General features: G+C 55.9%; 10 protein-coding genes. 6 read left to right on the top strand and 4 right to left on the bottom strand.

Going from position 1 to position 12,264, the window contains the following annotated elements; translation table 11 throughout:
* Window positions 1–90 precede the first annotated feature (90 nt).
* Window positions 91–1,449: a PFL family protein gene (locus tag J2Z49_RS07500; RefSeq protein WP_307401561.1), complete on the bottom strand. Its 1,359-nt coding sequence runs from the start codon at window positions 1,447–1,449 to the stop codon at window positions 91–93.
* Window positions 1,450–1,801: 352 nt separating this feature from the next.
* Window positions 1,802–2,095 (bottom strand): ACT domain-containing protein, encoded by a 294-nt coding sequence (locus tag J2Z49_RS07505; RefSeq protein WP_121452452.1) that lies wholly within the window; start codon window positions 2,093–2,095, stop codon window positions 1,802–1,804.
* Between the two features lie 555 nt (window positions 2,096–2,650).
* Here J2Z49_RS07505 and J2Z49_RS07510 point away from each other — a divergent pair.
* The 6 genes from J2Z49_RS07510 (at window position 2,651) to J2Z49_RS07535 (ending at window position 8,839) form a co-directional block, all read left to right on the top strand.
* Entirely contained in the window at window positions 2,651–3,856 is a 1,206-nt protein-coding gene (locus J2Z49_RS07510; protein ID WP_307401563.1) for an ABC transporter substrate-binding protein, read from the top strand.
* A 76-nt stretch (window positions 3,857–3,932) separates the two neighbouring features.
* Entirely contained in the window at window positions 3,933–4,805 is an 873-nt protein-coding gene (locus tag J2Z49_RS07515) for a branched-chain amino acid ABC transporter permease (protein WP_307401569.1), read from the top strand.
* A gap of 5 nt (window positions 4,806–4,810) precedes the next feature.
* Complete coding sequence (locus J2Z49_RS07520) at window positions 4,811–5,695, top strand: branched-chain amino acid ABC transporter permease (RefSeq protein ID WP_307401572.1); 885 nt, start codon at window positions 4,811–4,813, stop codon at window positions 5,693–5,695.
* Between the two features lie 43 nt (window positions 5,696–5,738).
* On the top strand, window positions 5,739–6,503 hold the full coding sequence (locus tag J2Z49_RS07525) for an ABC transporter ATP-binding protein (protein WP_307401740.1): 765 nt from the start codon (window positions 5,739–5,741) through the stop codon (window positions 6,501–6,503).
* Window positions 6,500–7,210, top strand: coding sequence for an ABC transporter ATP-binding protein (locus J2Z49_RS07530; RefSeq protein WP_407650065.1), 711 nt, complete (start codon window positions 6,500–6,502; stop codon window positions 7,208–7,210). Before J2Z49_RS07525 ends, J2Z49_RS07530 begins: the two co-directional genes overlap by 4 nt.
* A gap of 15 nt (window positions 7,211–7,225) precedes the next feature.
* Window positions 7,226–8,839 (top strand): sigma-54 interaction domain-containing protein, encoded by a 1,614-nt coding sequence (locus J2Z49_RS07535; RefSeq protein ID WP_307401576.1) that lies wholly within the window; start codon window positions 7,226–7,228, stop codon window positions 8,837–8,839.
* On the opposite strand, the gene J2Z49_RS07540 is transcribed toward J2Z49_RS07535, so the two are convergent.
* Both J2Z49_RS07540 and pruA read right to left on the bottom strand, forming a co-directional pair.
* Window positions 8,836–10,656 (bottom strand): sigma-54 interaction domain-containing protein, encoded by a 1,821-nt coding sequence (locus tag J2Z49_RS07540; RefSeq protein WP_307401577.1) that lies wholly within the window; start codon window positions 10,654–10,656, stop codon window positions 8,836–8,838. The genes J2Z49_RS07535 and J2Z49_RS07540 overlap by 4 nt on opposite strands.
* A gap of 16 nt (window positions 10,657–10,672) precedes the next feature.
* Complete coding sequence (gene pruA / locus J2Z49_RS07545) at window positions 10,673–12,220, bottom strand: L-glutamate gamma-semialdehyde dehydrogenase (protein WP_307401579.1); 1,548 nt, start codon at window positions 12,218–12,220, stop codon at window positions 10,673–10,675.
* Window positions 12,221–12,264 lie beyond the last annotated feature (44 nt).

Raw genomic sequence — 12,264 nt, forward strand, 5'->3', positions numbered from 1 at the left:
GTGCCGATGGCTGTTGGGCTGGCCCCTTCCTGGGCAAAAAACCGGGCGGTTCCCGTTGTGCCTCCATGGGATGGGATGGCTTTTCCGGTCTTAATTGGTCAGACTCTGGATGGGGGCGGGGATGCGACCTCCCCGGCGCACAAAGTTGTCCGCGGAAAAAGGATGCACCGCCATTACGGGCGCTTCTCCTAAGAGCCCGCCAAAGGTGACTTTATCCCCCACCTTTTTGCCCGGGGCGGGAATGATTCTGACGGCGGTGGTTTTATTGTTGATCACGCCAATGGCCACCTCATCGGCAATAATGGCGGCGATGGTTTCCGCACTGGTATCCCCGGGGACGGCAATCATGTCCAGGCCCACCGAACAGACGCAGGTCATGGCCTCCAGCTTGTCCAGGGAAAGGGCTCCTTCCTGTACTGCCCGGATCATCCCCGCGTCTTCGCTGACCGGGATAAAGGCCCCCGACAATCCGCCTACGTAGGAAGAGGCCATGGCCCCTCCTTTTTTAACGGCATCGTTTAACAGGGCCAGGGCGGCGGTGGTGCCGTGGGTGCCGCAACGTTCCAGGCCCATGGCTTCCAGGATCTCCGCCACGCTGTCCCCTACTGCCGGGGTGGGGGCCAGGGACAGGTCTACAATGCCGAAGGGCACACCCAGCCGTTCTGCCGCCAGCCGGCCAACCAGCTCCCCCATCCGGGTAATTTTAAAAGCCGTCTTTTTCACTGTTTCCGCCAGTGTTCCGAAATCCGCATTGCCCACCCGGGCGACGGCGTTTTTAACCACTCCCGGTCCGGACACCCCTACATTGATGGTACATTCGGGCTCCCCGACTCCATGAAAGGCGCCGGCCATAAAGGGGTTGTCCTCGGGGACGTTGCTGAAAACCACCAGTTTGGCACAGCCTAAACCGCCCTGTTCCGCCGTCCGCGCGGCGGTTTCTTTAATCACCCGGCCCATCAGGTAAACGGCGTCCATATTTATGCCCGCCCTGGTGGTAGCCACGTTTACCGAGGCGCAGACCCTTCCGGTGCCGGCCAGGGCGGCGGGGATGGAAGTAATCAATATCCGGTCCCCGCCGGTAAAGCCTTTGTGTACCAGGGCAGAAAAGCCGCCGATAAAGTTTACCCCTACGGCGGCCGCGGCGGCATCCAGGGTAAGGGCGTATTCCATGTAATCTTCCTGACGGCTGCATTCGGCAATCAGGGAAATGGGGGTGACGGAGATCCGTTTGTGTACGATGGGAATGCCGTATTCCCGGCTGATTTCTTCTCCCACCGCAACCAGCCTGCTGGCCAGGCGGGTGATTTTATCGTAGATTTTCCGGCATGCCGTCTTGGGATCCGGGTCCGCGCAGTCCCGCAGACTGATGCCCATGGTAATGGTGCGAATGTCCAGGTTTTCTTCCTGGACCATCTTGATGGTTTCCATGATTTCTGCCAGGGTAAGCATGGTATTTGTTTCTCCTTCGTTTTTTACTTATTCAATTACCAAAAGCATTTGCGCAGGGACGGTGCGCTGATTCTGAGCAAACGACTTGCGCAGCGCCGGTAACAGCACCAGGCGAAGCAAGGCTGCCGGCTCGGCTCTCGAGGACGCCAAACGAAAACGAATGGAAGAACACTTATTGGTGACACATCGGGCAGTTAAAAATGGTTGGGAGGTAACAGTGTCGATGGTAATCCGCAGAGAGCCAGAGCCGGCCCGTAGCAAGCCGTGGTGCTGTCGGCGCGGAGCACTGGAGTGCGCGAAGAACAGCGCACCGTCATTTTTCAGTGTTATGCGTTAAAAAAGCCCTTTCAGGCTAAATCCTGTGCATGAAGCGAAAGGCGTCCTCGTGCTGGGCGTCGATGCGCACCCCCAGTTCGGACCCTTTTGCCGCCAGGCGTTCTTTTAAAGTGCTCAGGTTGATGCGGCTTTTTTCCATGTCGGCAATCATGATCATGGCCAGGAATTCCTGCAATATGGTCTGGCTGATGTCCAGGATATTGATGTTGTTTTCGGCCAGCACCTGGGCCACCCCGGCGATAATGCCCACCCGGTCGGGCCCCAGGACGGTGACGATGATCCGGTTTTTCTTTGGTTCCTGTGCAGACATATGGACTTCTTCCTTTCTGTAGGCTCGACAAATAACTATTCGCTTTAAAAAGGTGGAACTCCTGCCGGTAACGTAGCCTTTAAAACATGCCGCCGCCTGCGGGCCAGTTGTACAACTACCCGCGCAAGGTGTTGATATTTGTATAGTTTTTTAAACAAGTAACGAATCAGGTTTTGCCTGAAAAAAAGATTGACACCTGGCTTTTGGCAAGTGTAAAATGAAAAAAAGGGTAAAGTTGTTCCCAGGGGACCGGGCAACGGTGCCTGACCGGTGGATCGGGGAAAGATCCCAACAAGCCTGCTAAACTAAGGGGGTGCGGGATCTTTTTTATTTTGGTATGGGTGATGGTGTCTAAAAATACGGACAAAAAAAATTTCTTATTTGTCGATTTTTTGAAAAGGATTTGGGCCCTTAAAGTCGAAATATTTTATTCTAAGGAATTTTCAGAAAATGGAGGTGAAAGTGCTACAAGGGGTTGCATAGCGAGTTAACGGGGGTAGGCAAAAGGGTTTGGGAAAGTTAAAGAAAGTTAAAGAAAAAGGAGGAGGAGAACAGTTGAAAAAGTATAAGGTAGCCCTGGTATTATTAAGTGTGTTGCTCATGATTGCCCTGGTGGCCGGGTGTGGTGGTAAAACTGGCACTTCGGGCGGTGGCGAAAATAAAGGCGGGGCGTCGGGTGATACCATTAAGATTGGTTTCATGGGCGCTTTGACCGGAAACGAGGCCAGCTACGGTATAGAAACTTTAAAAGGCATGAAAATGGCCGCCGAGGACTTAAATAAAGAAGGCGGCGTGCTGGGCAAAAAGATTGAAATCGTGGAGTCGGACCACGGCAGCAAGCAAACTGAGGCTGCCGCCGTGGTGCAGAAAATGATTAGCAAGGACCGGGTGGTGGCCATTGTAGGCGATCCCACTACCGGCAAGACCAAGCTGGCCGCACCCATCTGCCAGCAAAATAAGGTTGTTCTCCTTTCTGCCGGCGCAGTGGGTCCAGGCGTGGTGGAGTTGGGCGATTATATTTTCCGGGATACCCTTTTGGATGCCGTGGCTGCTCCGGCGGTAACCGATTATCTGGTCAACAAGCTGGGGTGGAAGAAAGTGGCCATTGTTACTTCCACCAACAACGACTACAGCGTGGGCCTGACCAAGATCTTTGAAGGGGCGCTGGCCAAGCATAACGCCCAAATAGTCGATAGAGAGAGCATCCAGGACGGGGACCAGGATTTCAGCGCCCAGGTGACCCGGATCAAGCAGGCCAAGCCCGACGGGATTATCTTTACCGGCTATTACACCGAGGGCGGCCTGTTTATGAAAGAAGTGCGCAAGCAGGGCCTGGACCTGAAGATGGCCGGTGGCGACGGTCTGCTTTCCCCGGTGCTCTGGAAGCTGGGCGGCGATGCGGTTGAGGGCAGCATGGTGTACACCGGTTTTGCCGCCGACCCTGCCAATGCCGCTCCCCAGACCAAAGAGTTCATCAAGAAATACCAGGCGGCCAATGACAACAAGCTGCCCGATATGTTCTCCGCCCAGGGTTACGATGCAGTGATGTTGCTGGCCAAGGCCATGAAGGAAGCCAACAGCACCGATCCTTCTAAATTTAAAGATGCTTTAGCAAAGACCAGGGATTATCCGGGTGTTTCCGGTACGTTGACCTTCCTGCCCAACCGGGAGCCCGTCAAGAGCCCGGTGTACTTGCTGGAAGTGAAGAACCAGCAATTCAGCATCAAGGCAGCTCTACCTACCGAGGCGCCGAAAGCCTGATCCTTATTTCCAGTTTCCGGTGGAACCGGGTCGAACTTACCCGGTTCCACCAGAAATTTGTTTTGTGGAGGGAGCCATGTTACTGCAACAAATTATTAACGGCCTCACCCTGGGGGCCACTTACGCCTTAATTGCCCTGGGTTACACCATGGTTTACGGCATCATCCAGTTGATTAACTTTGCCCACGGCGACATTTACATGATCGGCGCCTTTATCGGGGTGGCGGCGGTAGCCCTCTTCCACCAGAATTTTTTCCTCACCCTGACCACCGCCATGCTCGCCTGTGTGGTCCTGGGGGTGACCATCGAGCGGGTAGCCTATCGTCCTTTGCGCCGTGCCCCCCGTTTGAATCTCCTCATTACCACCATTGGAGTATCCATCTTTCTGGAAACCTTTATGACCGTCCTCAAAGGCCCGCAGCCCACCGGGTTTCCTCCCGTTTTGAAAAATGTGACCCTGCGGGTGGGCACCCTGGAGTTCTCCAGCATCCAGATGGTTATCTTGCTGGTTTCTGTGGCCCTGATGGTGGGATTGCAGTTTATCGTCAAGTACACTAAAATCGGCAAGGCCATGCGGGCGGCCTCCGAGGATTACGATACGGCCAGCCTGATGGGCATCAACATCAACCGGGTGATTTCCTTTACCTTTGCCATCGGGTCTGCCCTGGCCGCGGCGGGTGGAGTGCTGGTAGGGATTTATTTTAACTCCGTATCTCCTTATATGGGTGTGACTGCCGGTCTGAAAGCCTTTGTGGCGGCGGTGCTGGGTGGTATCGGCAATATTCCCGGCGCCATGCTGGGCGGCCTGCTCCTGGGTCTGGCCGAGGTTTTTGGCGTGGCCGCAGGCTTTTCGACCTATAAAGATGCCATTGCCTTTACCCTGCTGATCATTATTTTGCTGGTCAGGCCTACCGGTCTTTTGGGGCGGCCCATCCAGAGGAAGGTGTAGAAATTATGTCACAATGGCTAGCCAGTGTAATTGACCCCTATTACCAGCAGGTGCTCATGCTGGTGGGCATTTATATCATTGCGGCTTTAGGCCTGAACCTGATTACCGGCTTGTGCGGTCAGCTTACCTTTGGGCATGCTGCTTTCTTAAGTATTGGCGCCTACACGGCGGCAATATTAACCAGGAATTTCCATATGCCTTTTCTAGCAAGTCTTATCCTGGGCGGATTAATGGCGGCTTTATTTGGAATATTGCTGGGTATTCCCGTACTCAAGCTCACCGGTGACTACCTGGGTATTGCCACCCTGGGCTTCGGGGAAATTGTGCGGGTGGCCTTCACAAATATGAAAATAACCGGGGGAGCCATTGGACTGGCTGCCATTCCCCGTGCATCCAACCTGGTAAATGTAACCATTTTTGTGATCCTGGCCGTGGCGGCCGCGGTTTTGCTGGAGAATTCCCGCTTTGGCCGCGCTTTGAAGGCCATACGGGAGGATGAGATTGCCGCCGGGGCCATGGGCATTAACGCCATGTGGTACAAGATCCAGGCTTTCGGCATCGGTTGCTTCCTGGCCGGGATCAGCGGGGGCTTTTATGCCCATATGCTGCAATACTTAAACCCCAACGACTTTGGCTTTTTGAAATCCTTTGAGATTTTGAACTTCGTAGTGCTGGGCGGTCTGGGAAGCATCCCGGGGACAATTGTTGGTACGACCGTGCTCACCCTGGCTCCCGAGTTCCTGCGCTTCGTCCAGGAATACCGGATGATGATTTACGGTTTGCTTCTGGTATTAATGATGATCTTCCGGCCCAACGGTTTGCTGGGTGGCGTTAACTTCCGCCGCCTGTTGCGGCGCAGAAAACAAAAGGCGACGGCCCTGAGCAGTTAAAAAAAACGTCGGACACTTGTTCGACCTGATGGCGGGAGGATGTATGGCAGCAATCCTGGAGTTAAAAGGTTTAAGCATCCGGTTCGGCGGCCTTTGTGCCGTGGATGATGTGGACATGACCATAGAGGAAGGGGAAATTCGGGTCCTGATTGGCCCCAACGGGGCGGGAAAAAGCACCATCTTCAACCTGGTCACCGGCATCTACCGCCCCACGGGGGGTGAAATCATTTTTCGCGGTGAAAAAATAAACGGCCTGCCCCCCCACGAGATAACCGCCCGGGGCATCGCCCGTACCTTTCAAAACATCCGTCTTTTTGGCAATCTGACGGTGCTGGAAAATGTACAGATCGGCCGGCATTGCCGGGGCAGGGCGGGAGTATGGGGGGCCCTTTTGCCCTTTGGCCGCGTGCGGGCGGAAGAAACAAGGATCACCGCGCGGGCACGGGAGTTGCTGGAATTCATGGGTCTAGATGCCAAGGAGGAGGAGCTGGCCAGGAATCTTTCCTACGGTGAACAAAGGCGGCTGGAAATTGCCCGGGCCCTGGCTACCGATCCCAAAATAATTTTGCTGGATGAGCCGGCGGCCGGGATGAACCCGCAGGAAAAACAGGACCTTTCCGGGATGGTCCGCCGCATCCGGGACATGGGAATCACCATTTTCCTGGTGGAACACGATATGAAGTTTGTCATGAGCCTGGCCGACCGGGTGGCGGTGCTGGATTACGGCAGAAAGATAGCCGATGGGACTCCCGCCGAAGTACAGCAGGATCCGGCGGTAATTGAGGCCTACCTGGGGAAGGATGTGTGAAGGTGCTGGAGGTTAAAGAGGTCAGCGTTGCCTACGGGGTAATTGAAGCCTTGAAAGGCATATCTTTTTCGGTAAAGGAAGGGGAGATTGTGGCCCTGATTGGTGCCAACGGGGCGGGTAAGACTACCACCCTGCGCACCATTTCCGGCCTTTTGCGGGTCCAAAAAGGTCAGATCACCTACAAAGGCCGCGATATTACCAAATTGCCTCCCTACAAAATTGTGGAGCTCGGTCTGACCCAGGTGCCCGAGGGCAGGCGGGTATTCAGCCGCATGACGGTGCTGGAAAACCTGGAGATGGGGGCGTATGTGGTGCGCAGCCGCTCCGAGTTGAAGGCGGGGCTGGAACGGGTTTTCGAGCGTTTTCCCCGCCTGGCCGAGCGCAAAAATCAGCTGGCCGGTACTTTAAGCGGTGGAGAACAGCAGATGCTGGCCATGGGCCGCGCCCTGATGTCCCGGCCGGAGCTTTTACTGTTAGATGAGCCCTCCATGGGGCTGGCGCCGCTTTTGGTGCGGGAAGTATTTTCCATCATTCAGGAGATTAATAAGGCGGGTACGACCATTCTTTTGGTGGAACAAAATGCCCATATGGCCCTCTCCATTGCTCACAGGGCCTATGTGCTGCAAACGGGGGAAATAACCCTGGAGGGTCCGGCGGCAGAACTTATGCAGAAACCGGAGGTCAAGAGGGCCTATCTGGGTGAATGATGGGGAGAATGACCTATGTACCTGGAAAAAAGGCTTTTGGTGCGGGATTTTTTAAGTGAGCCGGTTCCGGAAAATGACCTGACCGAATTTTCCATCCACGGGGAGGAAATCCTGGACCAGCACATTTTAAGTGTGATCCCGGCTTTACGGGAGAAAAATATTGCCGTTGTGGATGCCAGCGGGACGGTAACAGGCCTGCTGATCTTGGAGCAGGTGGCGGAGCGCCTGGTGGATTTCATCCGGGAAACGGAGGCGGCCCTCACCGCCGTGCTGGGGGTCACCGATGACGTTATCTGCATGATTGACAGCCAGGAAAACGTTACCGGCTGGAACCGCAAGGCTGAATTGCTCTACGGCATCAAATGCCAGGACATTCTGGGGCGTTCCATCCACGATTTTTTTACCAACCTGGTGGTTACCCGGGTTTGCCGGGAAGACCATGAGGTATACGCGGAATACCACCAGCCCTGCCAGGATACCCATGTTTTAATTAATTCCGTGCCCATCAGGCGGGACGGGCGGGTTATAGGCGGTGTTTCGGCCGAGAAGGATGTTACGGAAATAATCCAGCTCAACCGCGCTCTGTCCCGGGCCAGTTACCAGGTCAAATGCCTGAAAGAAGCCATCCAGAAAAACGAGATCAAGCGGGTGGATCCCTTTGCCAAGCTCTACGGCCACCACCCCCGCCTGAAAGCTATAGTGGATGTGGCCCGGCGGGCCGCCCCCACCGATGCCACCGTGCTGATCCGGGGGGAGAGCGGTACTGGAAAGGAGGTTCTGGCCAGGGCCATCCACGAGGCCAGCGACCGGGCGGGCAAGCCCTTCGTGGTGGTCAATTGCGGCGCCATTCCGGCAGAGCTCTTTGAAAGTGAAATTTTCGGCTATGAGCAGGGCGCCTTTACCGGGGCGGGGCCCCGCGGAAAGCCTGGTCTGTTGGAAATGGCCAATGAAGGAACGGTTTTCCTGGATGAAATCGGGGAGCTGTCCCCCAACCTGCAGGTTAAGCTCCTGCGCGTGTTGCAGGAAAGGGTGTTTTATCGCGTGGGCGGGTCCCGGCCCGTGAGCGTGAATATCCGTATTATTGCCGCCACCAACCGCCATCTGGAGGAAATGGTTTCCGGCGGCGAATTCAGGGAAGATCTGTATTATCGTTTAAATGTAATCAGCGTCGAGATGCCTCCCCTGAGGGAGAGGCGTTCCGATATTCCCGAACTGCTCTACCGCTTTTTGCAGGAATACTGCCAGCTTTACGGTAAAGAAATCAGCAAGGTGGAGCCGGGAGTGGTGGCGGCACTGCTTTCTTATTCCTGGCCGGGCAATGTCCGGGAATTAAAGAACACCGTGGAGAGAATGGTGGTGCTGGCCGAGAACGAGGTGATCACGGAAAAGGATCTGCCCAAGTACTTGCAGGAGCATGCCCTGGGTTTTGCCGCCGTCCGGGAGTCACCTCCCGATCTAACCCTGGCCGCAAAGGAAACCGAGAAGGAAATCATTCTCAAGGCATTAAAAAAGGCGGGAGGTAACCGGACCGTTACCGCCCGCCTCCTGGGTGTACCCCGGAGCACTCTATATTACAAAATGAATCGCCTGGGTATCTTGAACACGAAAAAGCCTTTACGCAAGAATTAACGTTCCCTGGTGAGAGTTTCTTCCCGGGTTGCGGGGGGGAGAAGGTTATATTTGGCAATTTTGCGGTAGATGGTCGCCCGGCTAATGCCCAGTGCCCGGGCAGCTTTTGTTTTTCCCTGTTCGTTCCAGCCGAAATGCTCCAGGGCGCTGATGATGGCCTCCTTTTCCATCTGCTCTAAAGTAACCCAGCGGCTTTCGCGGCCGGGGATTTCTGCCATGCGGTGACCGCCCTCCTGTACCGAACGGGGCAGGCTGCCGGTATCGATCAGGTCGCCTTCTTCCAGGTTTACGGCATACTCTACGGCGTTGATGAGTTCCCGCACATTTCCCGGCCAGCTATAGGCAAGGCAGGCCCGTTCCGCCCGGGAAGTATAGCCCCGGATATTCTTGCCCAGGAGGTTGTTATAGTGCTCCCGGTAGTATTCCAGGAGCAGCTTGATATCCTCCGGCCTTTCCCGTAAAGGGGGTATGTAGAGGGGAATCACACTCAAGCGATAATACAGGTCGTCCCGGAAACGCCCCTTGGCAATCATTTCTTCCAGGTTGCTGTTGGTGGCGGCAATGATGCGTATGTCCACCGGGATCAGGCGGTTGCCGCCGACGCGTTCCACCTGGCGTTCCTGCAGCACCCGTAAAAGTTTCGCCTGCAGGTAGAGGGACATGTTCCCGATTTCGTCCAGGAAAATGGTCCCGTGATTGGCCAGCTCAAACTTGCCCGGTTTGCCCCCTTTGCGGGCACCGGTGAAGGCTCCTTCTTCATAGCCGAACAGTTCGCTTTCCAGCAGGGTTTCCGGTATGGCCCCGCAGTTTATGGCCACAAAGGGCTTGTTTTTCCGCGGGCTGGCGGCGTGGATGGCCCGGGCAAAAATTTCCTTGCCCGTGCCGCTTTCACCGGTGATCAGGACGGTGGAATGGCTGCCGGCAATTTTCGCCGCCCTCGCTTTTAGCTCTTTTATGGCCCGGCTTTCCCCGATGATGTCATCAAAGGTAAAGACCTTCTGGGCGCTCATAATCTCATAGGCCAGCTTTTGCGTCTCCTTGAAGTCCCGGGCCGAGGCCACCACTCCTACGGGACGGCCGTCACTGCCCATGATTGGCCTGGCCGTGACCAGAAGATGCAGCCGCCGCCCCCTGGCCTGGACAAAACACTCCCGGGAAGTAAACCCCCCCGGTTCGCGCAGAGCCGAAAGGAGGGGCAGGCCGGCCAGGTGTTCTTCCAGGTTGTGCTGCAGAATTTCGTTTTTGGGGATGTTAAACATCCGTTCGGCAGAGAGGTTGAAGTGGGTCACCACCCCTTCACTGTCAATGGCAATGACCCCTTCATCCACCGCATCCATGACCGCGTTGACCTGGCTGGCCATGATCATTTTCTCGGTCATGGCCTCGGTTTCCAGGACCTTGGCTGCAATCAGATCGGCCATGCGCCCGATAAATTCCATCAGGGATTCGGTGCGGGTAAGCAGGGTTACTTTTTGCTCGTCGCTAAAGGCAATCAGGCTGATAGTGCCGATGACATTCTGTTCCGCAATGATGGGGTAAACGATGGAAGCTTTGTAAAAACAGCTTCCCGTAAGTGGGCAGGACATGCAAATGGAGTGGTAGCCCGCCTCCTTGATGAAAATGGGCTGGCTGGTCTTGAGCACGTGTTTGTTCACCAGCCCCCGCAGGAGGCGGGAGCCCACGTCGTTGCGCACCTTGCCCGTGCCGGCCACCCGCACCAGGTCGAGGTCGATCACCTCGACCTCGACCCCCAGGGCGGCGGCTATGGCTTCGGCTGCCCGCTGGCAGTCTTCTTTTACCTGATCCAGTCTGGACACAGGAGCTCACATCCGTTTAAAAACGTTCGGAGATGGACTTGGCTTGCATGAATAATTTCAGATATTCCCTGCCGCCCGCCTTGGAGTTGGTGCCGGACATTTTGAAGCCACCGAAGGGTTGCACTCCTACCAGGGCACCGGTGCACTTGCGGTTGAAATACAGGTTGCCCGCATGGAACTCCCGGCGGGCCTTTTCCAGGTGGGCGCGGTTGCGGGAGTATACGCCCCCGGTAAGGCCGTATTCCGTATCGTTGGCAATGGCAATGGCTTCATCGAAGGTTTTAGCCTGGATGACCGCCAGCACCGGACCGAAAATTTCCTCCTGGGCAATGCGGGCCCGGGGTGCTACGTCGGCAAACACCGTGGGCCAGATAAAGTAGCCCCGGCTGTTGTCCCCCTGGCCGCCGACGAGCAGGCGGCCTTCCTCCCGGCCAATCTGGATATAGCCCATGATTTTATTATATGAGGCATCGTCAATAACCGGGCCCACGTCTGTACCGTATTCTTCGGCAGGCCCCGTCTTAAGTTGAGCCACCCTTTCGGTCAATCTGTCCAGTACCGGCCGGTAGGCGTCACCCACCACAATCAGCCGGGAGCAGGCGGAGCATTTCTGGCCGGAAAAGCCATAGGCCGAGGTGATCACGCCGGCTACGGCTTCATCCAGGTTGCATTCTTCGTCAATAATGATGGCATTCTTGCCGCCCATTTCCGCCACCACCCGCTTGATCCACTTCTGGCCGGGGGCGATCCGGGCGGCCAGGCTGTTAATATGCAGGCCCACATCCCTGGAGCCGGTGAAATTAATGAAATGCACCAGGGGGTGCTCCACCAGGAAATCACCAATTTCGCCGCCGCTGCCGGGCAGGAAGTTGATTACCCCGGGAGGCAGACCTGCTTCCTGCATGATCTCCATGAACATGTACGCGATTACCGGTGTATTGCTGGCTGGCTTTAAAACCACCGTATTGCCGGCCACCACCGGCCCCACGGTCGTACCGGTGAGGATGGCCAGGGGGAAGTTCCATGGGGGGATGATAACTCCCACACCGAAAGGCAGGTATTCCAGGGTATTTTCCTCACCGGGATAGGGGGTAACCGGCTGGGGTTGGGCCAGGTGGATCATTTCCCGGCCGTAAAATTCCAGGAGGTCAATGGCCTCGGCGGTATCGGCGTCGGCCTCGGCCCAGTTTTTTCCGGCTTCCAGCACCATCCAGGCCGAAAGCTCGTGTTTTCTTTTGCGCATGATGGCTGCAGCCTTAAAGAGATAGCGTGCCCTGGCCTCGGGAGGTACCTGGCGCCAGCTCAAGAAAGCTTCTGCGGCCGTTTCCACCGCCCGCTGGGCCAAAGCCTGGTGGGCCCGGGAAACTCGCCCGATAACCTCACTGTGGCAGGAAGGGTTATAAGAGACGATTTTTTCTTCGGTGTAGATTTGTTCTCCCCCGATAATTAGGGGATACTCCCTGCCCAGGCGGCTTTTGACTTTCTCTAGCGCTTCCTTCATTTTCTTTTGGTTGTCTTCCCGGGTGAAATCTGTTAAGGGCTCGTTAGCAAAAGGCATGAGCATGTTTTTTCACTCCTTATTATACGTCTGGCTCTTCCCCCGGGACA

The organism is Desulfofundulus luciae (assembly GCF_030813795.1).
GTDB classification, from domain to species: Bacteria; Bacillota; Desulfotomaculia; order Desulfotomaculales; family Desulfovirgulaceae; genus Desulfofundulus; species Desulfofundulus luciae.

What these genes read in the sequence shown, in the direction of transcription:
- J2Z49_RS07505 (WP_121452452.1), bottom strand. Translation starts at nt 2,095, where the DNA reads ATGTCTGCACAGGAACCAAAGAAAAACCGGATCATCGTCACCGTCCTG.
- pruA (WP_307401579.1), bottom strand. Translation starts at nt 12,220, where the DNA reads ATGCTCATGCCTTTTGCTAACGAGCCCTTAACAGATTTCACCCGGGAA.
- J2Z49_RS07515 (WP_307401569.1), top strand. Translation starts at nt 3,933, where the DNA reads ATGTTACTGCAACAAATTATTAACGGCCTCACCCTGGGGGCCACTTAC.
- J2Z49_RS07525 (WP_307401740.1), top strand. Translation starts at nt 5,739, where the DNA reads ATGGCAGCAATCCTGGAGTTAAAAGGTTTAAGCATCCGGTTCGGCGGC.
- J2Z49_RS07500 (WP_307401561.1), bottom strand. Translation starts at nt 1,449, where the DNA reads ATGCTTACCCTGGCAGAAATCATGGAAACCATCAAGATGGTCCAGGAA.
- J2Z49_RS07535 (WP_307401576.1), top strand. Translation starts at nt 7,226, where the DNA reads ATGTACCTGGAAAAAAGGCTTTTGGTGCGGGATTTTTTAAGTGAGCCG.
- J2Z49_RS07520 (WP_307401572.1), top strand. Translation starts at nt 4,811, where the DNA reads ATGTCACAATGGCTAGCCAGTGTAATTGACCCCTATTACCAGCAGGTG.